General features: G+C 56.0%; 20 protein-coding genes. 11 read left to right on the top strand and 9 right to left on the bottom strand.

From position 1 onward, the window contains the following. Positions 1–314: 314 nt before the first annotated feature. The 7 genes from Q1Q75_RS04140 to Q1Q75_RS04110 form a co-directional block, all read right to left on the bottom strand. Complete coding sequence (locus Q1Q75_RS04140; RefSeq protein WP_300667775.1) at positions 315–1,262, bottom strand: aminoglycoside phosphotransferase family protein; 948 nt, start codon at positions 1,260–1,262, stop codon at positions 315–317. A 93-nt stretch (positions 1,263–1,355) separates the two neighbouring features. Next, positions 1,356–1,874, bottom strand: a complete 519-nt coding sequence (locus tag Q1Q75_RS04135; protein ID WP_300667774.1) for a ferritin — start codon at positions 1,872–1,874, stop codon at positions 1,356–1,358. Positions 1,875–2,201: 327 nt separating this feature from the next. Then, positions 2,202–3,026, bottom strand: a complete 825-nt coding sequence (locus tag Q1Q75_RS04130; RefSeq protein WP_300667772.1) for a rhodanese-like domain-containing protein — start codon at positions 3,024–3,026, stop codon at positions 2,202–2,204. A gap of 78 nt (positions 3,027–3,104) precedes the next feature. Continuing rightward, on the bottom strand, positions 3,105–4,430 hold the full coding sequence (locus Q1Q75_RS04125) for an NAD(P)/FAD-dependent oxidoreductase (protein WP_300667771.1): 1,326 nt from the start codon (positions 4,428–4,430) through the stop codon (positions 3,105–3,107). Positions 4,431–4,631: 201 nt separating this feature from the next. Beyond that, positions 4,632–4,991: a DVU0772 family protein gene (locus Q1Q75_RS04120; protein ID WP_300667769.1), complete on the bottom strand. Its 360-nt coding sequence runs from the start codon at positions 4,989–4,991 to the stop codon at positions 4,632–4,634. Between the two features lie 687 nt (positions 4,992–5,678). Then, a complete protein-coding gene (locus Q1Q75_RS04115; RefSeq protein WP_300667767.1) occupies positions 5,679–7,421 on the bottom strand; it encodes a YcaO-like family protein in 1,743 nt (580 codons plus the stop codon). Between the two features lie 81 nt (positions 7,422–7,502). Beyond that, entirely contained in the window at positions 7,503–7,850 is a 348-nt protein-coding gene (locus Q1Q75_RS04110; RefSeq protein WP_300667765.1) for a hypothetical protein, read from the bottom strand. A gap of 428 nt (positions 7,851–8,278) precedes the next feature. Between Q1Q75_RS04110 and Q1Q75_RS04105 the strand changes: the two genes are divergently transcribed. From Q1Q75_RS04105 to msrA, 3 genes are all read left to right on the top strand, one after another. Next, positions 8,279–10,420: an FAD-dependent oxidoreductase gene (locus Q1Q75_RS04105; protein ID WP_300667763.1), complete on the top strand. Its 2,142-nt coding sequence runs from the start codon at positions 8,279–8,281 to the stop codon at positions 10,418–10,420. Further along, positions 10,417–11,247: a DUF547 domain-containing protein gene (locus tag Q1Q75_RS04100; protein ID WP_300667761.1), complete on the top strand. Its 831-nt coding sequence runs from the start codon at positions 10,417–10,419 to the stop codon at positions 11,245–11,247. Before Q1Q75_RS04105 ends, Q1Q75_RS04100 begins: the two co-directional genes overlap by 4 nt. A 91-nt stretch (positions 11,248–11,338) precedes the next feature. After that, positions 11,339–12,322 (top strand): peptide-methionine (S)-S-oxide reductase MsrA, encoded by a 984-nt coding sequence (msrA, locus tag Q1Q75_RS04095; RefSeq protein WP_366945155.1) that lies wholly within the window; start codon positions 11,339–11,341, stop codon positions 12,320–12,322. Positions 12,323–12,787: 465 nt separating this feature from the next. Here the strand turns inward: msrA and Q1Q75_RS04090 are convergent, their stop codons facing one another. Next, a complete protein-coding gene (locus tag Q1Q75_RS04090; protein ID WP_300667757.1) occupies positions 12,788–13,648 on the bottom strand; it encodes a hypothetical protein in 861 nt (286 codons plus the stop codon). A gap of 536 nt (positions 13,649–14,184) precedes the next feature. Between Q1Q75_RS04090 and Q1Q75_RS04085 the strand changes: the two genes are divergently transcribed. The 7 genes from Q1Q75_RS04085 (at position 14,185) to Q1Q75_RS04055 (ending at position 22,220) form a co-directional block, all read left to right on the top strand. Further along, positions 14,185–14,733, top strand: a complete 549-nt coding sequence (locus Q1Q75_RS04085; RefSeq protein ID WP_300667755.1) for an NADH peroxidase — start codon at positions 14,185–14,187, stop codon at positions 14,731–14,733. A 239-nt stretch (positions 14,734–14,972) separates the two neighbouring features. Further along, positions 14,973–15,170: a ferredoxin gene (locus Q1Q75_RS04080; protein ID WP_300667754.1), complete on the top strand. Its 198-nt coding sequence runs from the start codon at positions 14,973–14,975 to the stop codon at positions 15,168–15,170. 185 nt (positions 15,171–15,355) lie between these two features. Next, positions 15,356–15,763, top strand: a complete 408-nt coding sequence (locus tag Q1Q75_RS04075) for a hypothetical protein (RefSeq protein ID WP_300667752.1) — start codon at positions 15,356–15,358, stop codon at positions 15,761–15,763. A 137-nt stretch (positions 15,764–15,900) separates the two neighbouring features. Continuing rightward, positions 15,901–17,040 carry a (Fe-S)-binding protein gene (locus tag Q1Q75_RS04070; RefSeq protein WP_300667751.1) on the top strand — a complete coding sequence of 380 codons (1,140 nt, stop codon included), beginning with the start codon at positions 15,901–15,903 and terminating at the stop codon, positions 17,038–17,040. Positions 17,041–17,056: 16 nt separating this feature from the next. Then, positions 17,057–18,262 (top strand): MFS transporter, encoded by a 1,206-nt coding sequence (locus tag Q1Q75_RS04065; RefSeq protein ID WP_300667749.1) that lies wholly within the window; start codon positions 17,057–17,059, stop codon positions 18,260–18,262. Positions 18,263–19,128: 866 nt separating this feature from the next. After that, entirely contained in the window at positions 19,129–20,442 is a 1,314-nt protein-coding gene (locus Q1Q75_RS04060) for an FAD-dependent oxidoreductase (RefSeq protein ID WP_300667747.1), read from the top strand. A gap of 476 nt (positions 20,443–20,918) precedes the next feature. Beyond that, a complete protein-coding gene (locus Q1Q75_RS04055) occupies positions 20,919–22,220 on the top strand; it encodes an FAD-dependent oxidoreductase (protein ID WP_300667745.1) in 1,302 nt (433 codons plus the stop codon). 160 nt (positions 22,221–22,380) lie between these two features. Here Q1Q75_RS04055 and Q1Q75_RS04050 read toward each other — a convergent pair whose 3' ends face one another. Then, positions 22,381–22,551, bottom strand: coding sequence for a hypothetical protein (locus Q1Q75_RS04050; protein ID WP_300667743.1), 171 nt, complete (start codon positions 22,549–22,551; stop codon positions 22,381–22,383). Between the two features lie 166 nt (positions 22,552–22,717). Here Q1Q75_RS04050 and Q1Q75_RS04045 point away from each other — a divergent pair. Further along, a partial coding sequence (locus tag Q1Q75_RS04045) for a Fic family protein (protein WP_366945152.1) occupies positions 22,718–22,937 on the top strand: 220 nt, incomplete at its 3' end.

Below are 22,937 nucleotides of genomic sequence, written 5' to 3'. Positions count from 1 at the left end.
ATAAAAACAAAGAACCAAACACGAAGAACGCTCTTTCCCTTCCCATCGATGGAGCGGAGCGACTCCTCAACCAAGAACGAGGAACCAAGCACGAAGAACGCTTTTTCCCTTCCCATCGATGGAGTGCAGCGACTCCTCAACCAAGAACGAAGAACCAAGCACGAAGAACGCTCTTTCCCTTCCCATCGATGGAGCGGAGCGACTCCTCAACCAAGAACGTGGAACCAAGCACGAAGAACGCTTTTTCCCTTCCCATCGATGGAGCGGAGCGACTCCTCAACCAAGAACGAAGAACCAAGCACGAAGAACGCTTTTTAAAACCCCCACGCCTCAACCAGCTTTTCCCGGTTGTCCATCAGAAGATAGATATAGGAGAGTTCTAAGTTAATCATCTCGGCGTCGGCTTTACGAAGCCATTCGGAGAGCCAGGCGTACCGCAGGGCCATAATGCATTCAGGGAGAAGATTCCAGCTGGTGGTATCCGCAAAATCAGTGGAATGAAGAGCCCGGGTCTGGGTGGGGGCCAGGCCATGAAGAAGAGCGTCGGGGGTTTCCATACCGCAGCATCCCACCATATTGGCCACGTCGTAGAGAAGGGGTTTGCGGCCGAAAAACTCCCAGTCAATCACCGAGGCGATCCCATTTTCGCCCCAGAGAATATTCATCCCATGGACATCGCCATGGGCCAGGGCCGTAGGCAGATCCTGCCAGCAGGGAAAGAGACGCCCCCTCAAGTAAGCGGTGGCTTCGGCGAGGGCTTCGGCCACCCGGGGATGCCGGTCTTCAAGGGTATGGGTGAGGGTCTCAATGTAAGCGGGTAAATTGAAAGAGTCTCGTAGGAAGGACGCATCGAGTCCGTGAGAGACGGCACGCAGATTTTCTAAAAAAATGGCCAGGGAGTGTCCCCTCCATGCTTCCCGGGTGTATCCGGGCCGATCCAGGCTGATCCCCTGCACAAAGGGTGTCAGCTGCCAAAGGCCGGTTTCCCGGGCCACCAGAGCTTCTCCGGCAGAGGTCATCAGTGGCGCAGCCACGGGCAACCCGTCCCTGGCCAGGGCCCGCATTAAGCGGCCCATCTCCCGTTTCCTCGGAGCCACCGTGCCGTCAATCCGCTCCAGGAGAAAAAGCGCCCCGTCCCCCCCTTCCACCACGGTTCGCTCCAGGCACCGCTCGGGGCTTCCTGCCAAATAAAGGTCTTCCCGGAACGCAGCGCACCGAACGCCCCAGGCCCCAAGGGCTCGCACCCCGTCACTCCTCTGCATGTCATCTCCCCATAAAAAAACCACAGCCTTTGCTCCCGGAAACCCAGGGAACAAGCGCTGTGGCTGGTTGTTTCATCGATCTATACCGCCTGGCTATTCGGCAGGTGTCGCAGAAGAAGCCGTCGCCATCCGCTTTCCTAATTCGCCATCCATCATAATCAGAGCGGAAGGATTGTCTCCGACCCGGCGAAGGCGCTGAAGAACCTGACCGACGCTCTCCTCTTCCTCCACCTGCTCGGTGACAAACCACTGGAGAAAAATACCGGCGGCGTGATCCGAAGCATCGCGTGCAATATCCACGAGGCTGTTGATCGATCCGGTGACAAAAACCTCATGGGCCAGGGTCTCTTCAAAAAGTTCCAGGGTCGATTCCCATCCCACTTTGGGTCCGGCCACGGCCTCAAGACGCACCGTGCCGCCCCGCTGCTGAATGTAAGCGTAAAACTTCTGGGCGTGGGTCAACTCTTCCATCCCCTGAGCGACCATCCATTGGCTGAACCCAGGCAAATCCTGACTGTTCAGCCATGCCGCCATGGAGAAATAGAGGTAGGCGGAAAAAGTCTCTCTGTTTAACTGAAGGTTCAACGCGTCTTCCACATCTTTTTTCAACATGGGTTACTCCCTCTTCCAATGGCCATAAAGGTTGCAGTCAGTCCGAGCAATATCTTGTCTTACCTGATCTTATTTTAATAAGGATGACAAACCTCTCATCATCCGGCAGCACTCGAATCATTGCTGAGTAAGCTTTTCAATAAGCATGCCAGCCGCCACAGCCGCAGACAAAAAAGGATACAGGCCTTTAAAATAACAGGATATTAAATGTACGATTCTGTTTCCGAACGAATGGATGTAATGCAAAGGAGGAGGGCTTGGGATAAAAAATGCAAAAAAAGTGTCTCGCCAAAATGTCTCACGACTCCCTTTCCGGGACAGGACGCATCAAAAAGCGCTGTTTAACACCCCCACAATGGAGGCCATGTGCTTTTTCTCGCCCTCGCCGATATCGAGGAAAAGCTTTTTAAGGGTGGGATCGTCGGAATGTTCCCCAGCGTAACGGTAAAGATCATAAGCCGTGAATTCGATATCCAGAGCCAGCTCATAGATGGCCAAATCCATGGGAACCATCGTGCTCTCCAGGCGAAGCATCGCCTCGGTCAGAGACATGCCCCCTTCGAGGAGTTCCCCTTTGAGCCCGGCAAACAGGTCTTCGAACTGCGGAGGATCAGCCTCAGCCGTTCGCCACACATCATAAAGCGCTTCGGCGTGATTCATCTCCGCCATGGAAAGATACTCAATGGTCTGGGACAGGCGAGTTCCCGGAAATTGTTCCTGAATATAACGGTAAATATTCCAGGCACCTTTTTCAAGGTCCATGGCCGCCATAAGGGTCTGCTGCATCCCCTCTTCAAGGACCAGGATTTTCACGCGGGGAAAGTCCGTGACCGTGTAGCCCTGCCAGGCGAGAATACCGCCTTCCAGGTTATAAAGGGTGCCGTGCTGCCCCATCTTTTCGGCAGCCATCTGAGCCGCCACCCGGGATCTGACGCCACTGCGGCAGGCAAAAATAAGATCACGATGCGGGGGAAGATCACCGAGGCGGGATTCCAGCTGCCCGAGGGGAAGCAGCTGAGCCCCAGGGATATGAGCCTGTTCATACTCCGGGGGTTCCCGGACATCAACGAGCAGGTACTCGCCATCGGAATGCTCGCTCATATACCTTCGAAACGAATCAGGGGTCACATCAACAACAGGATTCTCACTCATAAAACCTCCAGCTCGGCACAATGAGAAAAAGCGGTCACGGGCAAAACCTTTAAGACCGCAGACACGTATCAGGGTCTTTCAGACCTCCTGGCCCTCCGCAACATCGAGGGAATCGGAAATGTCTTTATCCAGCTTTGTCTCTGGCAATGTATCAAAAAATCGCCAACTTGCGCCAGAAATAATCCGCGCCCCTTTTTTATTGGTCAGGTAGGAAAAACACCACTTCAGAAAAATGGAGAGGCGATTGTTAAATCCGGCGATAAAATAAATATGCACCAGGAGCCAGGTCATCCAGGCGATAACCCCCTGGAGACGGACGAAGCCCAAGTCCACGATGGCCCGACTGCGACCGATGGTCGCCATCTGCCCCTTATTCGCATAGTCAAAACTCACCCGAGGCTCCCCCTTAATATCCCGAAGAATATTTTCGGCAATGGCTTGCCCCTGCTGAATGGCCACCGGAGAGAGGCAGGGAAGAAGCTGGCCTGAAGGATCGGTAAAAGCGGCCTGATCGCCAGCCACAAAGACATCGGGCTGCCCGGGAATATTGAGATATGCATCCACCACGAGACGCCCCTTGGCTCCCGTCTCTACCCCAAGGCCCTGGTTGATCTCCGTACCGGTAATTCCGGCGGCCCAGAGCACCGTCATGGTTTCGATCTTCTCGGCCCCCACCTCGATGCTCGTTTCGTTAATCTGGCTGACCGGACTCTGGATCCACACCTGCACCCCGAGTTTTTCGAGGTCCCGCGTGGCTCGGCTGCTCTGCTTTGGGGGAAAGGAGCCCAGAATTCTTGCCCCGGATTCCACAAGAATAATACGGGTCAACTTGGGGTCGATGTTGCGAAAATCCCGAGACAGGGTGTAGCGGGTCATCTCTCCGATGGAACCGGCCAGTTCCACGCCGGTGGGGCCTCCGCCCACCACCACAAAGGTGAGCGCTCGACGCCGCACCGCCGCGTCTTCGGCCCGCTCTGCGACCTCAAAGGCGCTTAAAATTCGCCGTCGAATCTCCACGGCCTGCTCCAGGGTTTTTAAACCCGGAGCATAGGGTTCCCACGCTTCATGGCCGTTGTAGGAGTGCCGGACGCCACAAGCAAGAATCAGGTCGTCGTAAGAAAGCACCCCAAAGTCGGTGGTCACCGTGCGGGCCTTAAAATCGACCCCCGTCACCTCTCCCTGAAGGACCTTGATATTTTGAAACTCAGACAGGATGCTTCGAATGGGCATGGCAATATCGGACTGGCTGAGCCCGGCTGTGGCAACCTGATACAAAAGGGGTTGAAACAGATGATGGTTGGCCTTGTCAATCAGTGTGACATGAACCCCTTCTGTATGTCCCAAAACCTTGGCTGCCCTAAGACCGGCAAACCCTCCACCATCAATGACCACCTCTTTCGTCATAATCCCTGGTTCCCGCCGCTGAAAATGAAAAAAAATAACCCCCGGAGCCCCGCCCCAAAGCAGAATGTGGTCCCTCTGATACAAAAGAGGGGCACCCAAAGCGTCTTAGACGCCTTGATGCCCCACTCTATCAGATCAAGGTATTTCTTACCTACTCAATAATATGTCAACAGAATAATCCCCGTCTGTCACCCGTCTTACTCAAAGGGCGTCCAGCTGCCCCTTGAGCCAGCTTTTGATGTTCGGGTCCAGTTCGTAAATCCCCCGATGGTTGCTGATGGACGTCATAAACGCCTTCTCCATGTCCGAAGGCATACGAAAGGTGGCCAACTCCTCCATATCAAATCCTTTGCGGTATACCAGCGTGATCACCGGATACTCGCCCCAGGTGTTGATGGCAAAGTACGTGGATTCATCGTCACTTCCCCGGCCCCGCTGGTCATCGTAATACCATCCGGCGCCCCACTCAAGATGACGGCCCACCGCTGTCGCGGGGTTCATGTTCCAATCTACGCTGTTGATCAGAGAGATATCATTTTTAAGCTCGTCCAGTCTTTTCATTCGGCGCCTCCTGTGTCGTGGCGTTTATGTCATGCCCATCCGCATGAAGCTCAGTTCTCACCTTCTGCATGCAAGGGGTCTTGAAGTCCCTTATGTCTCTTCAGGCTTTTTTTAGAAGGAGTGGCACCCGCCATCCTTGGCCCTGTGCCATAGAACACTACAAAAGCTGTGCCAACGCCAAAGCAAAAAAGCAATCACACTTAGTTACAGGGTGTTACCCAGAAACATCACAGTCAGAGACGACCGGCCCACGGCATTTAATGACACACCTGTGTATCAAATAGGTGATACACACCGCAGACAGACAGGCTTCGCTGGCGAAATGAACAAGGGGGGTGGATGGAACCACGAGACTCTGACGAAGCCCCTTCGGCTTACGTACATTATGATTCAACGCGACCCCCCCCCACGATACACCCCTTTGTATCCCGCACCGGTACATGCCACACGAATGCGGACGCATTTCATCCCGGAATTACGACCCCCGATGCGCATTCGCAAACCCGCTTTCGAGGTGGCACACCTCGCCGCCGGAGTTATTCCGGTTAAAGTCAACCCGTGAATTGACACGGAAGCACCGACAGCTCATGCACTTGCGAGATCCGTTGTCATCCCTCACCCGTCGCGCGAATGCGGACGCGAGGTGCCCAGGGTACCGCCAGCCGTAGAGCATTCGCAAACCCGCTTTCAAGGTGGCGCCACCTTGCCGCCGGAGGCACTTTTTCTCAAAGCCCGAACACAACGGGTGATTTGACCATGGGGGCCTTGCTCCAAAAAGGAGCTCAAGGGGGCCTCAAAAAATGGAAAGGGTGAGGTTCCGGAAAGGGCCAGGGCGGTCAGGCGTTCGGCCTCCGGGCCAAAGACACGGCCCAGCTCGGGCAGGGAGGTGTTCCGTATCGAGGCGTCAAGGCGGGCCTCCAGACACCGGTAGAAGAGCCTTCGTCTGGAAGGAATCTCCATCTGGGCGGCCATGGCACTCCAGCGTGCGGCCCCCTCTTCATCGCCACCGCGAAGCCGGACCAGGGCAATCATCTCGGCCACCCTGGCATCGGACCAGGCGCAGCCGTCAGCCACCTCCACCCCCACCAGCTCACACAAAGAGGCCTCCGGCCCCCAGCCCCCCTCCTCCAGAAGATCGGCGAGGTGCTCCGCCTCTTCCGGCGTCAGATGCTCCAGCTTAAGCAGGGAATGTCTCACCTCCGCCTGCCTGCTTCGGTTTTCCCAGAGAAGATCTTCCACGGGGTAGATCTCGGACATCCCCGGCACCACCATCCGGCAGCAGGGCATGCCCAGATGATCCGTGACCCAGCTGTAAATCTGAAATCCCGCTTCGTGGATCTGAGCCGCCAGGGTATCGTACTCCCGGCCTCGGCCGGTATCCGCGGCTTCCCCTATCCCCCAGGGGGTAAACGGATAATCCGGGATTTCCTTAAAAAAATCCCAGTGGAGCACGCCAGCCGAATCCACGAAATGTTCTTCAATATTGGTGGGAGAGGCCACCAGCTCCTCGTCAAAACTGGGAGCCGGAAACCCTTTGAGCTCTTTTCGCCCCTGCAGCATCTCGGTGAAGGTGCGTTCCAGGGCGACCCCGAACATCGGGTGCGCGCCAAAGGCCGCAAAGACACCGCCATCCTCTGGATTGGCCGCCACGATGCAGATCACGGGCCAGCGCCCCCCTAAGGAAGCATCCTTGGCGTAGATCACAAGGCCTCGTGCCTCAAGCTCCGTCAGGGCCGCCTTCACCCCCGGGTACCGATCAAGGACCTCCCCCGGAATATCGGGCAACGCCATGCCCTCTGCAATAATTTTACCCTTAACGTACCGCTCTACCACCTCGGAGAGCGCCTGCACCTTCGCTTCCAAAAAAGTGTTCCCCGCCGCCATCCCGTTGGAGACATACAGATTTTCAAGGATCGCGACGGGAAAGAGAATCGAGGCCCCACCTTCCTCAGAAAAAGGCAGACAGCACACCCCGCCTGCCCCGCCGGTGTTAAAATCTATAAAATGACGCGCCTCAAGCTCTTCCTCCGGATCAAAATAATCCCAAAGCGAGGGGGAAAGCGCCTCTTGACGAAGGGTTTCCATCTCGGACGCCAGCCACACCTCTCCGGGTCCATGGAAAAAACCCCCGTCCGGCGGGATCTCCGGCAAATAAAGATCCGAGAGCAGGTACCCGGTACTCAGCCGCTCAAAAAGCTCCCCATAGGCACTGGCCAACGCCGCCCCCTCCGAGCTCCCCTTGCCGTTGGTGTACAGGTTCGGGCAGTCTGAGAGACGAAGATTCACCGACCACGCCCCGGCCACGGGATGCAGCCAGGCCCGCTCCTCGACCCCAATGCCCAGATCCAGAAGCTTCGCACGCATCGCGTCAATGGACGTCCCAAACCAGGCGTCCTTTCCCAAAGGCAATTTTATCGTTGTGTTTGTCATCTCTTCATTTCTTCCCTATTTGAAAACTGCCTCTGGCGGGCAGTTTTTTTTTACCCACGTGGCTTCGCCACCCACTGTTCACTATTCACTATTCACCACGGACTGTCGATTATTCATCATTCCGCCCTTTTCCCCTTTTCCCCTTCTTCCCTTTCCCCTTTCCCCTTTTGCCTTTTGCCTTTTGCCTTCTGCCTTTTGCCTTCTGCCTTCTGCCTTTTGCCTTTTGCCTTCTGCCTTTTGCCTTTTGCCTTCTGCCTTTTGCCTTTTGCCTTCTGCCTTTTGCCTTTTGCCTTCTGCCTTCTGCCTTTTGCCTTTTGCCTTCTGCCTTTTGCCTTTTGCCTTCTGCCTTTTGCCTTTTGCCTTCTGCCTTCTGCCTTTTAGCCTATCCCCTTTATCCTTCCACAATAAACCAGACGGCGACGCACTCAAAGAAAAGAAAAATCAGGTCGTACCAGAGACGGGCCACAAGGCCCATGGGAAAAAAGACAGATGTCGGTATCGCTTCATGGCCCCTCCATTCCCATTTTTTGAGTGGTTGTGATACTGTACCCTTTAATAGGGTTTAAATTGCTCCCGACGTAAAGAGTCATCACAACAACGTCTCACGGCACTGTCTCAAACATACCCGAGCACAGGTCTCGTCACCCGACCACGGCCATCGTCACTCTGACTCCCCGGGCGAGCCGTACCAAAGCCCAAACATTCAGCCATTTCAAGAAAATAAACGACACCTCACGGGCTGTTCAACAAAAAAAACAACCCGTCCACCCATTCTGGCATTGCCTTTGCTTTTCTCTTACCATGCTATCTCTTCTGGAGCGTCCTCCCGGAGATCATTGCCAAAGGAGACCCATCGCATGAACCGTACCATGAAAGTAGCCGTCCTTTTGATTCTGGCCCTGCTGGTCGTGCTCTTTTTTGTTTTCGACCTCCAGGAGCTGCTTACCCTGTCGGCCCTGAAAGAGAAGCAGGCGGAGTTCGGGGCTTTCTATGCCGATCATGCCTTTTCAACCCTCGCCCTCTACTTCCTGACGTATGTGGTGGTGGCCGCCCTTTCCCTTCCGGGCGCGGCGGTGATGACCCTGGCCGGAGGGGCACTGTTCGGCTTTCTCACCGGCCTGGTGGTCGTCTCCTTTGCCAGCACCCTGGGGGCCACCCTGGCTTTTCTCGTCTCCCGATTCCTCCTGAAGGATTGGGTCCAGAACAAGCTTGGAGAACGGCTCTCGGCCATTAACGAAGGGATTGAAAAAGACGGTGCCTTTTATCTTTTCACCTTGCGTCTCGTGCCGATCTTCCCCTTCTTCGTCATCAACCTCGTCATGGGACTGACTCCCATTCGCACCCTCACCTTCTCCTGGGTGAGCCAGCTTGGCATGCTGGCCGGCACCATGGTCTACGTGAACGCCGGGACCCAGCTCGCGCGCATCGAAACCCTTTCAGGGATTCTTTCCCCGGCGCTGCTCTTCTCCTTTGCCCTGCTGGGAATCTTTCCCCTGATTGCGAGGCGGATGATTGACGCCGTCAAGGTCAAGCGGGTCTTCAAGGCCTACGAAAAACCCAGGCGATTCGACTACAACCTCGTGGTCATCGGCGCAGGCTCAGCCGGCCTGGTCTCCGCCTACATCGCGGCAGCGGTCAAAGCCAAAGTGGCCCTGATTGAAAAGGACAAAATGGGCGGAGACTGCCTCAACACCGGCTGCGTGCCCAGCAAGGCCCTGATCAGATCCTCCAAGATGCTCGCCTACGCCAGGCGTGCTGAAGAATTCGGGTTTAAAAGCGGATCCTTCGATTTTCATTTTGCCGACGTCATGAAACGGGTCCACACCGTCATCTCCAAGGTGGAGCCCCACGATTCGGTGGAGCGCTACACCAAGCTCGGTGTGGAGTGTCTCAAGGGCGAGGCAGAGATTCTCTCCCCCTTTGAGGTGAAAGTGGGTGACCAGGTGCTCACCACCCGAAGCATCATCATCGCCACGGGCGCCCGCCCCTTTGTGCCTCCCATCAAAGGCATGGAACAGATCACCCCCTTGACCAGCGACACCGTGTGGAACCTCACAGACCTTCCGAAACGACTGGTGGTGCTGGGCGGCGGCCCCATCGGCTGCGAGCTGGCCCAATGCTTTGCCCGCTTCGGCTCAGAGGTCGCCCAGGTGGAGATGTCCCCCAAATTAATGATCCGGGAAGACCCGGAGGTGGCTGATCGGATCACCAAAAAATTCGAGCAAGAAGGAATCCGGGTTCTCACCGGCCACGCGGCCACCGAGATCCGTGTGGACAACGGGGAAAAGGTCCTCCTCTGCAACGCCGGAGGCCGGGAGGTGCCCGTCCCCTTTGACGAGATCCTGGTGGCTGTGGGGAGAAAACCCAACACCGAGGGATTCGGACTGGAGAAACTCGGTATCGGCCTGGTCCCCCGGGGCACCATCGAAACCGACCCTTTCCTTGCCACCACCGTTCCCAACATCTTCTGTGCAGGGGACGTGGCCGGGCCTTATCAGTTTACCCACACGGCCTCCCACCAGGCTTGGTTTGCCTCGGTGAATGCGCTCTTCGGTTTTTTAAAACGCTTTAAAGCAGACTACAGCGTCATCCCCTGGTGCACCTACACCGACCCCGAAGTGGCCCGCGTGGGCCTCTCCGAGACCGAGGCCCGAGATAAAAAGATCGCATATGAAGTCACCACCTATGAGATCGGCGAGGTCGACCGCGCCATTACCGACTCCGAAGACCACGGTTTCGTCAAGGTCATCACCGCCAAAGGAAGCGATCGCATCCTGGGGGCCACCATCGTGGGCCATCACGCAGGAGATATCATCGCTGAATTTGTCCTGGCCATGCGTCACAAACTCGGCCTGAACAAAATTTTAGGGACCATCCACATTTATCCCACCCTGTCCGAAATGGTGAAGGGCACGGCCGGAACCTGGAAAAACGCCCACAAACCGGAAAAAGCCCTCCAATTTCTTCAAAAATTTCATGCCTGGAGACGTTCATCATGAGACACCTTTACCCTGACTCAAACAGACGGCCACCCCACAGCCACTCATGGATGAGAGCCAAGGCAGAAAGCCTGCCCGCCCCGTCCCGAGCCCTATGGGCAGCCCTCATGCTCAGCCTGATCCTCGCCCTGTCCACCACCGTGCGGGCTGAAAACTACAACCACGCGCCCCTGGGTGATCTCCTTTCGACCCACGTCCGGGGAGGCGGCGTCGACTATGCGGGCCTTGCCAAAGATGAAGCCAGACTTAACGCCTACCTCACCCCGGCCGAAACCTTTCACGCGGACGGCCTGGCCCGAAACGAGGCCATGGCCTTCTGGATCAACATGTACAACGCCTGGACCCTGAAACTCATCCTTACAAAATACCCCGAGGTGGACTCCATCAAGGACTTGGGAAGCCTTTTCTCCTCACCCTGGAAAAAACGATTCGTAAAAATCGGTGGCAAGACCCTCACCTTGAGTGAGATCGAACACAAGATCCTGCGAGAACAATTTAAAGACCCCCGCATCCACTTTGCCATCAACTGTGCCTCCCGAAGCTGCCCGCCCCTGCTGCCGGAAGCCTACCGGGGAGCCACCCTTGACGCTCAACTCGACCGCGCCACACGCGCCTTCATCAACCAGGCGGTCCACACCCGAATCGACGGCAACCGACTCGTCGTCAGCCGCATCTTCAAATGGTATAAAGAAGATTTTCATGACGATATCCCCGCCTACATCGCCCGATACGCCGCCGGCTCCCTGCAGGCGGCGCTAAAGAATATGTCCCGTCCCTCAGAGGTTGTCTTTATGGATTACGACTGGTCCCTTAACGATTATAGATAAGGAGTAAGGCATGAGTCCCCGAATTCCCCTCCTCAACATGATTTTTATTGTCCTGTCTCTCATTGGAACCTTTGGCATAGGAGCAACCCCCATCATGGCAAATGAAACCGAAAAAGCGACCCTGGCAGGGGGCTGTTTCTGGTGCATGGAACACCCCTTTGAAAAACACGAGGGCGTCCTCTCCGTGGTCTCCGGCTATATCGGTGGCCAGAAGGAGAACCCGACGTACAAAGAAGTCTCTGCCGGCGTCACCGGCCACGCCGAAGCCGTGGAGATCACCTATGACCCAAACATCATCTCCTATAACCAGATCCTGGAGATCTTCTGGCGCCAGGTGGACCCCACCGACGGCGGCGGTCAGTTCGTGGATCGGGGCAGCCAATACCGCACCGGCATCTTCTACCACAGCGAAGCCCAGAAAAAAGCGGCTCTGCTCTCCAAGACGGCCCTTGAAAAACGCATGATCTTCGGCAAGCCCGTGGTCACAGAGATCACGAAAGCGGAGACCTTTTACCCTGCAGAGGAATATCACCAGGACTACTACCGAAAAAACCCGGTCCGATATAAATTCTACCGCAGCCGCTCCGGGCGGGACACCTTCCTGGACCGCCACTGGCCTGACGACGAAAAAGAGACCGTGCAAATCATCTGGACCGAGGAAGAGCTCAAAAAAAAGCTGACCCCTATCCAGTACAAGGTGACCCGAGAAAACGGCACCGAGCGCCCCTTTGACAACGCATACTGGGACAACAAGAGGGTGGGAATCTACGTCGACATCATCACCGGCGCCCCCCTGTTCAGCTCCACCGACAAATTCAAATCCGGCACGGGCTGGCCCAGCTTCACCCGGCCCCTTGAGCAGGCAGATGTCGACGAGGTGGAAGACACCTCCTTCTTCATGAAACGGGTGGAGGTCCGAAGCAGCCAGAGCAACTCGCACCTGGGGCACCTCTTCACCGACGGACCGCCCCCCACCGGCCTGCGCTACTGCCTCAACTCCGCCGCCCTGCGCTTCGTCCCCAAAGAGGAGATGAGAAATGAGGGCTATGAGCGGTATCTGAAACTCTTTGAATGAAAAAAGGGAAAAACGGAAAAACGTTCTTGGTGCTTGGTTCTTGGTGCTTCGTTCGAGGAGTCGCTGCGCTCCATCAATAAGAGAAGAACCGGCTTCGATCATCGTTTCGGCCCAAGGCATGATTTTTCGTCTTAACGGAGAAGGAGGGAAGCATCTCAACCCAAATTTTCGGGGACCCGATGCGCATTCACAAATCTGCTTTCGAGGTGTTTTGGCCTAACCCGGATATTTCACGAGTTGGGTGCGCTCATATGCAAGGCATCAGAGCTGAAGATGTAGTGGTTTACCTCAAAGCTCTGATAACGCGGCAGATGAGTGCACCCGGCTTGCCCGAAGGGTGCGAAAATCAGACAGAATACTGTGGATTACATTTTGCATTTTTGAAACGACTGAAAATATCACTGCAAAAAACTGTAATTACGGGTTATTCCTTAGTCCTGATTGTTTTCTCATGAAATATCCGGGCTAAGTGGCTTTGCCACCCTCGCCGTCCTTCGGGCGGAACATCCCGAAAAGCCAGAGGGTGGCGAGGGCAAAAAGGGCGGCAAAAGTGCCGATGGCGGCACTCCAGACGGGTGGGGCCACAAGGGCAATGAGGATAAGAACGGTGACCACGGCAAAGCCGGAGTTCCGAAAGGCGACGCGGTAGTTGTGGCCGTACCGCAGGGAGAGCAGGACGATGAGAATATTGCTCAGGACCAGAAGGGTATAGATGGCCTGAAAGGCAGGTCGGGTATGCACACCGGTGGCATACCCCAGAAGACTCTGAAAAGCGATGAAATGAAAGGCGGCCAGCAGGCACAGGGCGATGCATTTTTTAGCGGCGATAAAGCTCTGCCGGTCCTCTTCATCTCTGGCAAGGGTCGCCTCCTTTTTTATCCGATAGTAGAGGGCAAGAAGACCAAAGACAATCAACGCTCCGGTAACAGCCGCTGCAATACCGGGCATCCCGGCTTCGAGGGTGTCCCAGGAGAGAGGAGTGTGATGAGAGATCTCTTTAAACACATTTCGCAGCAGAATAAGGGAGAGGATCTCCAGCTGGCGCCCCACGGAGGTACTGACGGAATGAACCATACTGAAGACAAGGCCCATGACCTCAATCACCAGAAGAAGGGTCAGGGCGACCCCGATGGAGGCCAGGTGATTGGCGGGCACCAGGTGATCGAGGGCTTCTGGAAGCGCCACGAAACGATTTAACTCCACAAGCATCAGGCACGCAAGGAAAGTGCCCACAAGCAGGCTTCCGGCCAGGCGATGCCCCAGAGGCCCCTCCCAACATCTTTCCAGAATATCATACAATGTCAGCACGGGTCGAATAAAAGACATGGGGATTCCTCCAGGCGCGGATCAATGTGACAGCAGCAAGAACAAACGTCCAAACACCATGACACATGACGAGTCAGGAAGGCCAGAAAAAGACGAAAGGGACGCCCCCCTGTCACCCGGCACGCGACCCCATCACTTGTCCTTGATGCCTCTGCTGTACCGAACCTGTCTCATGTTTACATGAGACATCCGCTTTACCCATATTTCCAGAATGTTCCCCCGTCCCGCCCATGATTCCGTATCACGGTGTCACGCCTCTGCGACCCAAACCAACCACGGGACACCGGCCAACGGCCCCCACATCCCCAAAAAATCACCCGCAGATATTAAAATATAAATTCAGCCCTTTAAGCTGCAAACACCAGGCAGAAGCGCCCCGCCGCTCATTTTTTCTATTCACTTTGGCACACCCTTCGCATTATACCCCAGACACAACGCGACGCTGCACCGGTCGCCTGAATGAAGCGAAATAAACCATACGATCTGAATTCAACACACGAACCTTAGATCTCGATTTGCCAAGGAGAAATTTAATCATGTCCAAGTATGTCTGTTCTGTTTGCGGTTATGTCCATGAAGGTGAAAATGCCCCTGAAAAATGTCCCCAGTGCGCCGCTCCGGCCAAAAAATTCAACGTACAGGCGGAAGGTCCCCTCGCCTGGGCTGATGAGCACGTCATCGGTGTGGCCGAAGGGGTTGATGCCGAGATCGTCGAAGGTCTTCGCGCCAACTTCACCGGCGAATGCACCGAGATCGGCATGTACCTGGCCATGAGCCGCCAGGCCGACCGCGAAGGCTTCCCCGAAGTGGCCGAAGCTTACAAGCGCATCGCCTTTGAAGAGGCCGAGCATGCCGCCAAGTTTGCCGAGCTCCTTGGAGAGGTGGTCACCGGTGACACCAAAACCAACCTCAAAGTGCGCGTTGAAGCTGAGCACGGCGCCTGCCAGGGCAAAAAAGACCTGGCCACCCGTGCCAAGCAGCTCAACCTGGACGCCATCCACGACACCGTCCACGAAATGTGCAAAGACGAAGCACGCCACGGAATGGCCTTCGCAGGTCTCTTGAAGCGCTACTTCGGCGAATAGGCGCTACTTCGGCGAATAGGCGCTACTTCGGCAAATAGGCGCTACTTCGGCAAATAGGCGCTGCTTCGGCGAATAAGCGCTGCTTCGGCAGAATAACAGAGCTGTTCCTTTCCCCTCCCGGAACAGGGGGCCTGCGGTTCCCCTCCGCAGGCCCCTCCTTATTTTGATCATTTTAGAATTGTATGATATAGTCCCGAAAGTTTTGAAGAAATACCGTTCAACCCTATGGAGATGAGTCCATGAAACGTGTCCCCAATGTCGAACTGTCTGACTGTGTCCTCTGCGAATTGTGCACCGACCTCTGCCCCGACGTCTTTATCATCAACGCAAGCGATTATGTGGCGGTGATGGAGCTGGAAGCCTACCCTGAAGAGGAGGTGGATGAGGTCATCAAAAACTGTCCGGCCGACTGTATCAACTGGCAAGAAGAACTCTGAGAAAGGGTCTCCAAGGCTCTTTACGCTGTCGATCTTTACCGTGAGGTACTCACAAAAACTATCTACGGATTGATTTTCAGTAAAAAAAGTGGAACATCTACTTCATTTGGTATAAATGCAATAGGGTAAACAGTGTCTCGATTGAGGCCTCATGCCCGTTGCAAAAGTACAATGGAGATCTTTCCATGATCGACTACATCATACGTCCTGAGCTCGAATTAATTCTAATCTGGAATCGGGGCATCACCTCTCCGGCTGAAATCATTAACCAGATCCATCACCTCCACAGAGACCCTCTGTTTTCTTGTGAATTTGATTCCGTCTATGATGTTTCAAGTATAGAGATCGACTTTACCCGCCAGGAGATTCTGCAGATGGCGCACTTCGCTGAGAGTCTTCCAAAAGGCAAGAAAACCAGAAAAAATGCCATTATTGCCCCCTCGAATCGAGCCTTCGGCAACAGCCGCATGTTCGAGCTGCTCACCAACGGGTTTACCCCCGTCACAACAGGCGTTTTCAGAGATTGGGAGTCTGCGCTGACCTGGCTCGGAAAAGATCCCGCGTCCATCCTCAATGTTCTAAAAGCCAGCTGAGTTCTCGACCCCTTCCATTTATATTTTGTTTGCATTTCTCCTCCTTCCGGGCATAGAAAGCAAAGATGTTTTCTTGATGATAGTTTTTGTCTTTCCACATCACGCGACACCACTGCTTTGCCACGGAGGTTTCTTCCATGTCCGTTTTCGATCTCATCGATCCCCCTGCCCTGCTTGAGTCCACAAACCAATGCATTCAATGTGAAGCCTGCCTGGAGGTATGCTGCACGGCAAACTCCGCCGACGGACTCTTCATGAACCCCATGGATCGGCTCTCCATTATCAACCGGCTCCTCAAGGGCTATCCACCCCTCCCCGATGAGGTAAAAGCCCTTTACTACTGCACCGAATGCGGAAAATGCGACACGGTCTGCCCCCAGGAGATCCCCATCTCCCAGACCATCGCCGACGGCAAAGTGATGATGGTGAAAAAAGGGTTCGGCCCCCTTCCGAAACACGAAAAAATGATAAAAAGCATTTTTGAAAAGCGCAACGCCGTGGGAAAACCGGCCGAAGCGCGCCTGGACTGGATCCCCGATCACCTTAAGGGAAAAATCCAGTTCGAAGAAGCCGAGGGGGATACCCTCCTCTACGTGGGCTGCCTCTCGTCCTATATGGACAAAGCCACGGCCGCCGCGTCCCTCGAAATTCTCATGGCCGCAGGTGAAGAGGTCAAACTCCTGAGGGATGAATACTGCTGCGGGATCTACCCCTACAACGCCGGAAAATGGGAGGAGGCAAAAACCATCTTCACCGAGATGGCGGAGACCTTTAAAAAAGCCGGCATCAAACGGATCATCGTCCCCTGCGCAGGCTGTCACCGTGCCTTCTCTACATATTACCCCAGGCTTCTGAAAGACTTCGACATCAAGGTGCTTCATATCGCCGAAGTGATCAAAGAGCTGCTGGACGCAGGCCGCCTGACCCTTTCACCCTCAGAGCAGTCCATCACCATCCACGACGCCTGCAAAATGGGTCGCAAATTTGGTCTCTACGACATCCCGCGTGAGATCCTGGCCGCCTGCGGCGCTACCCTCACCGAGCTCCCTGAGAACCGGGATGAAGCCCTCTGCTGTGGGTCCGGTGCCGGGGTCCGCTCCCTGGACGCCCCCCTCTCCATGAAGATCGCAGGCAAAGTCCTGAACACGGCGGAGACAGAAACCCTCGTCTCCACCTGTCCTTTCTGCATCTTCAATATGAACTATACCTCCCGGAAAACCGAGGCCGGGAAAAAAGCCGTGCATATCGCAACAATCGTGCGCTCGGCGATGGAATAAGGAGAGACGTCACGTGATGAGAGAGGCCTCTCCCAGCCCGGCGGTCAACCTCAAGGCAGGCCTTGCCTGCCTCATGGTCATGACCGCCGTGGCCACGGTGTTCATGACCCAGTCTATTTTTCTGGAGATCGCGACCTCCTTTCATCTGGAGATTGCCCGGGCCCGGTTCGCCTTCAGCGTGGCCTCCCTGAGCTACTCCGCGGCTTTTTTCTTCATCGGCCCTCTGGCCGACCGCTTTGACCTGCCCAAAATGGCCCTCACCGGCCTCATGGCCCTTTCCGTGGTGATCTTCGGTGCCGCCTCCATCACCCGGTTTTCACTCTTTGTCACAGCCATGGGACTCATCGGCGTCAGCGCCGCCCTGATCCCAGCCTCACTGTTCCCCCACATGACCCTTATGGCCCCCCGTGAAAAAATCGGGCTCCATGTCGGCGCCATCGTGGCCTCCGGGACCCTGGGCATCGTCTTCGGACGAGTCATCATGGGGGTTCTCACCGCACACCGGGGCTGGCCATCAGCGTTCCGCATGGTCTCCGGCCTCCTCCTGGTCCTGGCGGTGGCAGGATGGGTTTTTCTGGTAGAAAAAGGCCCGCGGAGAACCCAGCCGAAGGCAAACCTCTCGGACCTGTACAAGGGGTCCCTCAGACTCCTGCTCCGCCCCAGGCCCCAAGCCCTTCTCGCCACGGGTTTTTTTCTCTTCTTCGGATTCCTCGGCATGGTGACCTTTCTCACCTACCGCCTCACCGCTCCGCCCTTTGACTTCACCTCCGGAGAGGTTGGCTGGATCAGCCTTGCGGGCATCACCGCCCTCATCGCTCCCTTTGCCGGCCACCTGTCCCAGAAGACGGGCCCCTTCAGAGTCATTCTCCCAGGGCTTGGTCTCTGCCTCGTTGCCCTCCAGCTGATGGGATGGTTCCAGTCCATCCCCCTCGTCACCCTCGGCCTGCTCCTGCTCTTTGCAGGCGCTTACTGCTGCCAGCCCCTGCTCTTTCTCCTTATCGGGGAGTGCGTCCCCAAAGAATCCCTCGGCACCGCCTCCTCCCTTTATATCCTTGTCTGTATCGGTGGCGGCAGCCTCTCCTCCATGGTCCTCGGCCCGGTCTGGACAGCCTGGGGCTGGCCCGGCGTCACCCTGGCTTGCTCCCTCTCGATTGCGATCGCAGCTGGCATCACAGGCACTCTGGCGATCACGGAAAATAAGAAAAAAAATCTGGGTGGGTAAAAAATAAAAACGACCTCCGGCGGCAAGGTGGCGCCACCTTGAAAGCGGGTTGGCGGCGGAGCACGGAGCCCCACTGGGCGCGCCGTGCTCCGCCGCGGCTTTTTTTGCCGGGGGCTTGGCCCCAGCCCGATCCACCTTAACAGCCAAAACCTGCCTCGCATCCGTTATCACACCCCAACAAGCGGCTCTCTCCCAGCGGTATCGCTTGATTGCCGGAAGCCTGGTCCCAGCCAGTGTTACCCTAAAATATTCATTATTGAACATAGCCAAAAAACGATACAAAGCTTGATCCCCTCCACCTCTTCCCCGGCTGCCCGGAAAAATGGATCCGGTTGTGCCGTTTTACAGTCCAACACCCGCCTTCTTTTGTATCGCCAAGTGGCTGGGGATCCATGCGTGCTTTACATTTCCCTCTGTATCCTATTCCTAACGGCCGGGGGGCGTACTCACAGTTTTTATGAGCTTGGCCGAAAAATTTTACAAAACTGTTTGAACACGCCCCGGCATTCCCGTAGAATAATAAATAAATCAACAACTCCCAACCCATCTCCTCTCTGCGATATACCGACCATCCTGCTTGCCCCTTTTTTTCGGTTGGCCCCTTCTCAGCGGTGAAACCCTGTCTCTGAAAATCCATTTTTCTATTTTTACCCGTCGACAACTAAGACCAAACCTCCTTCGCCATGTCATCTGCCATGCCTCGAAGGAAAACTCACATCGTTTTGTCACCCCGTGAATTGACAAAGAAGCACCGATGGCCATAGAGCATTCGCAAACCCGCTTTCAAGGTGGCGCCACCTTGCCGCCGGAGGCCGCTTTTTCCCTTAACGTGGTTTCCTCTCATCATCTATTCAGGAGGTTTTCTCATGCAGACTGTCTATGATGCCATTGTGGTCGGATCCGGACCGGGCGGGGCCACGGTGGCCCGGGGGCTTTCTCGAGCCGGAAAGACGGTGCTTCTTCTTGAAAAAGGGAGGGATCACCAGAACCTGGGGACCTACGCAGGAGCCTTGAGCATTGTGGAGAAAGCAGGATTCTTCAAGAGCCAGGAGGGGGTCGCCATGCTCATGGCCTCCTCCACCGGCGGGGCCACCACGGTCTACTCCGGGTCGGCGGCCATGCCGCCGACCTGGCTGAAACAGCGCTACGGGATCGACCTGACGCCCTATGCCGAAGAGACATGGAAGGAGCTTAAAGCCGCCCCCCTTCCCGACGCTCTTCTGGGAGACGCCTCCCGGCACATCATGGAGACCGCCAACCACCTCGGATATGACTGGACGCCCACCCCCAAGCTCTTTGACCTGGATAAAGTCAAAACCGGAGGCAGCTGTGGGGCGACAACCTCCCTGGGATGTACCTGCGGGGCCAAGTGGACGGCCAGGGAGTACATCAAAGAGGCGGTGACCCATGGTACCCATCTCATCACCCAAGCCGAGTGCACGGAGGTGCTGGTAGAAAACAATCGCGCCACCGGCATCCGGGCAAAAATCGCGGGTCAGGAAATTCAGGAGCTGCGCGCGGAAAAAATCATCCTGGCCGCAGGGGGCATTCCCTCACCAGGTCTTCTGCTCAAGGCCGGCGTTGAAAACGCCGGAAAAAGCTGCGTCATCGACCCCACGGTCCTCCTCTACGGCATCTCCCCCGTCAAAGGCTCCTGCACAGACCCCCTGGTCAGCGTGGACACCTGGGAGTTCTGCGACAGCCACGGGGTCCGCATGGGCACCCTCATCGACCCCAGACTCATGACGCTGATCAGCCTCGGAAAAACAGGCCTCCGGCACCTGCCGAAGGGCTTTCATTACGACCGCATGGTGGGCATCCTCATTAAAATCAAAGACAACCCCGGTGGGTGGGTAGACATCGACGGCAAGGTCTCCAAAGCGCTGACAGAAGCCGATTTTGAAAAACTGGCCATGGGAAAAACCATTGCTGAGGAGATCCTCACCGCCTCGGGCTGTCCCCCCTCATCCATTGTGGCAAGCCCGGTGCGGGGCGCCCACCCCAGCGGCACCTGCGGCATCGGGACCGTGGTGGACACCACCCTTGAAACCGAGATCAAAAACCTCTTTGTCTGCGACGCCAGCGTCTTCCCCGAAGCCCTCGACCGCCCCACCGTCATCACCCTGATCTCCTTCGGAAAACGACTGGTGCAACATCTGATAAACGGGGAAAAAGCATAAAAAGCATGCCTCCGGCGGGCAGGGGATAAATCCCCTGCACCCCAAGTTCGCGAATGCTCCCAGCCCTCGTACCTCGGGCTGATCACATTCGCTGACGGGCTGCGCCCGTGACAAAATCTGACGGTAACTATTCAGCTCCTAAAAAAGCCTCCGGCGGCCCTGTAGGATGGGCAAAGCGCGAAGCGTGCCCATCTTTCATCGGAGAGCCCGCAACGATGAAAATTACAAAAATATCGGAAACACGACACCGGCCCCCGGCGTGGACGGTTATATCCGCGGCCGATGGGCACGGCACACCCTTTGCCCATCCTACAGAGTTCTAACCGTTTCCAATGGACAGGGGTCGTGCTGAACCAAAACGTGACCGGTGGTTCAGCAGATATATTTAAGACCTGTTTGTTAAACTTTTCAAAAGTTTAGTCCCCGGCAGGGCCGCCGGAGGCACGCTTTTTTTCTCTTACCCAATCAAGGAGACAATGATGCGTATTATGGAAACAGGCACTGTGGTCATCGGGACCGGACCGGGGGGAGCGACGGTGGCACGGGAGTTGGCGAAAAAAGGGGAGGGGGTGGTGCTTCTGGAAAAGGGAAAAACCCGGGACTGGTCGGTGGGGAACCCTCTGGCCTATGCCGCGATGTATGACATCCGGAGGTCGAAGCAGGGGATTCTGGTCAGGCGGGGCATCACGCCGGGAGGGTCCACCATGATTTACTCGGGCAACGCGTATGATCCGCCTGCTTTTTTAAAAGAGGAATGGGGGATCGATCTGGACGCCGAGGTTCGGGAGACAAAAAAAGAGTTGGGGATCAAGCCGGTTCCCGAGAGCTTTTATCAGCACCATCCCGGCACCCGGCGTCTCGTTGCAGCGGCAGGGGAATTAGGGTATGCCATGACCCCCCAGGCGCGATTCATCGATGCCTCACGTTGCGACCCCCACTGCGACAAATGCCTCTTCGGGTGTAAGAAAGAGGCCAAATGGACTGCCCGCTCTTATGTAGCCGACGCGGTGGCCTTAGGCGCCCTCCTTGTGGCGGGATGCGATGTCCGGCGTATTCTTCACGCCAGGGGGAAGGTCCAGGGCGTTCAGGCCGAAACCGATCACGGGCCGCTCACCGTCCATGCAAACCGGGTTGTCCTGGCGGCCGGCGGCATGGGGACCCCAGAAATTCTCCACCGATCCGAGGTGGAAGGCGCAGGGACCCACTTTTTCACCGACCCCATGTCTGTTCTCGTGGGTGAGATGCGAGAGGGTCCGGGTACCTATCGGGAGATCACCTACACCTTTGCCGATGAATCCCGAAAAGGGGAGTTCGTCTTTGGAAACGTCGGCGCCTTAAATGCCTTTATAGCCCAGATGGCAGCCAAAAATTTTTCCTTCTTGCCCCGGGGTGCCCACATGAAAAAACTGGCGGGCATGTTCGTCAAGCTCTGCGACGAGCCCTCTGGAGAAATCCGAAAAGACGGCTCCTTTCACAAAGCCCTGACGCCCAAAGATGAAGCCCTCATGAGCCAGGGCATCGCCTCTGCCAAAGCTGTCATGATCCAGGCCGGGGTCCGCCCCGAGACCCTCACCGTGGCCAAGGGCATTGGGGGTCATCCCGGCGGTACCGCCGCCATCGGCCGGGTGGTGGGAACCGATCTCCAGACCGACATCGAAAATCTTTACATCTGCGACAACAGCATCATGCCCCTCTCCGGCGGCATTCCGCCCGTGCTCACCCTCATCGCCCTGGCCAAGCAGTTCGCCAGGGGATTAAGCAAAAACCCAAAAGCCTGAAAAGGCGGCCTCCGGCGGCAAGGTGGAGCCACCTTGAAAGCTCGTTGGCGAATGCGCATCCGACCGTCTTCATTCGGGGCTGAAATACGTCCGCATTCGCTTTAAGAGCACGGGAGCATGCCATACGTCGCAAGTGCAGAATCTACCGGTTCGTCCGTGTCTAATTGATATGCGACTTCATTCGCCCTTCCACAGAGACTTCCAGCTTGCGGTACACCTTTTTTTTAAGAAAAAGGTAAGCGGCATCACGGTCTTTATCCATCATGATTCGTTCCAGCTCAATCAACTCCTCAGCGCTTAACGAAAGTGTGCTGTCTTGAATTTTCAGCATATTTCCCCTTTCTAAACTATTGCCTCACGAGGTTTCAATGACTACATAGTCTCAAGATAGCACTTCACTCTTTAAGACAGCAAGCTTCAATGGCAGCAGGCCATGCGGAAGCGATCCCCTCGCGTCTCCGTTTATCGAATTCATTCTCATCGCCCTCCACGAGGCAGTGGACACCGACCAAGTAACCGACCAAGTAACCGATCAAGTAACCGACCAAGTAACCGACCAAGTAGCCTCGTTTATCCGGGTCATAGAAACGGGTTCTTCGGGCAGCATGGAATTAATGCAGGCCCTATCCCACCGCCCCACCTTTCGAAAAAACGACCTCAATCCGGCATTGGAAGGCGAATGGATCGAGCGCACCCAGCCCGACTCACCGCGCAGCC

The organism is Desulfoluna sp. (genome assembly GCF_030145185.1).
In the GTDB taxonomy this organism is placed as follows: domain Bacteria; phylum Desulfobacterota; class Desulfobacteria; order Desulfobacterales; family Desulfolunaceae; genus Desulfoluna.
The sequence above is the reverse complement of the archived record's forward strand: the minus strand, read 5'-3'. Positions and strand labels throughout refer to the sequence as shown.

Coding starts and splice junctions, on each gene's coding strand:
- Q1Q75_RS04065 (WP_300667749.1), top strand. CDS start 17,057: ATGAGAGAGGCCTCTCCCAGCCCGGCGGTCAACCTCAAGGCAGGCCTT.
- Q1Q75_RS04050 (WP_300667743.1), bottom strand. CDS start 22,551: ATGCTGAAAATTCAAGACAGCACACTTTCGTTAAGCGCTGAGGAGTTG.
- Q1Q75_RS04075 (WP_300667752.1), top strand. CDS start 15,356: ATGATCGACTACATCATACGTCCTGAGCTCGAATTAATTCTAATCTGG.
- Q1Q75_RS04125 (WP_300667771.1), bottom strand. CDS start 4,430: ATGACGAAAGAGGTGGTCATTGATGGTGGAGGGTTTGCCGGTCTTAGG.
- Q1Q75_RS04120 (WP_300667769.1), bottom strand. CDS start 4,991: ATGAAAAGACTGGACGAGCTTAAAAATGATATCTCTCTGATCAACAGC.
- Q1Q75_RS04140 (WP_300667775.1), bottom strand. CDS start 1,262: ATGCAGAGGAGTGACGGGGTGCGAGCCCTTGGGGCCTGGGGCGTTCGG.
- Q1Q75_RS04060 (WP_300667747.1), top strand. CDS start 19,129: ATGCAGACTGTCTATGATGCCATTGTGGTCGGATCCGGACCGGGCGGG.
- Q1Q75_RS04090 (WP_300667757.1), bottom strand. CDS start 13,648: ATGTCTTTTATTCGACCCGTGCTGACATTGTATGATATTCTGGAAAGA.
- Q1Q75_RS04100 (WP_300667761.1), top strand. CDS start 10,417: ATGAGACACCTTTACCCTGACTCAAACAGACGGCCACCCCACAGCCAC.
- Q1Q75_RS04115 (WP_300667767.1), bottom strand. CDS start 7,421: ATGACAAACACAACGATAAAATTGCCTTTGGGAAAGGACGCCTGGTTT.
- Q1Q75_RS04135 (WP_300667774.1), bottom strand. CDS start 1,874: ATGTTGAAAAAAGATGTGGAAGACGCGTTGAACCTTCAGTTAAACAGA.
- Q1Q75_RS04130 (WP_300667772.1), bottom strand. CDS start 3,026: ATGAGTGAGAATCCTGTTGTTGATGTGACCCCTGATTCGTTTCGAAGG.
- Q1Q75_RS04055 (WP_300667745.1), top strand. CDS start 20,919: ATGATGCGTATTATGGAAACAGGCACTGTGGTCATCGGGACCGGACCG.
- Q1Q75_RS04105 (WP_300667763.1), top strand. CDS start 8,279: ATGAACCGTACCATGAAAGTAGCCGTCCTTTTGATTCTGGCCCTGCTG.
- Q1Q75_RS04085 (WP_300667755.1), top strand. CDS start 14,185: ATGTCCAAGTATGTCTGTTCTGTTTGCGGTTATGTCCATGAAGGTGAA.
- Q1Q75_RS04070 (WP_300667751.1), top strand. CDS start 15,901: ATGTCCGTTTTCGATCTCATCGATCCCCCTGCCCTGCTTGAGTCCACA.
- Q1Q75_RS04080 (WP_300667754.1), top strand. CDS start 14,973: ATGAAACGTGTCCCCAATGTCGAACTGTCTGACTGTGTCCTCTGCGAA.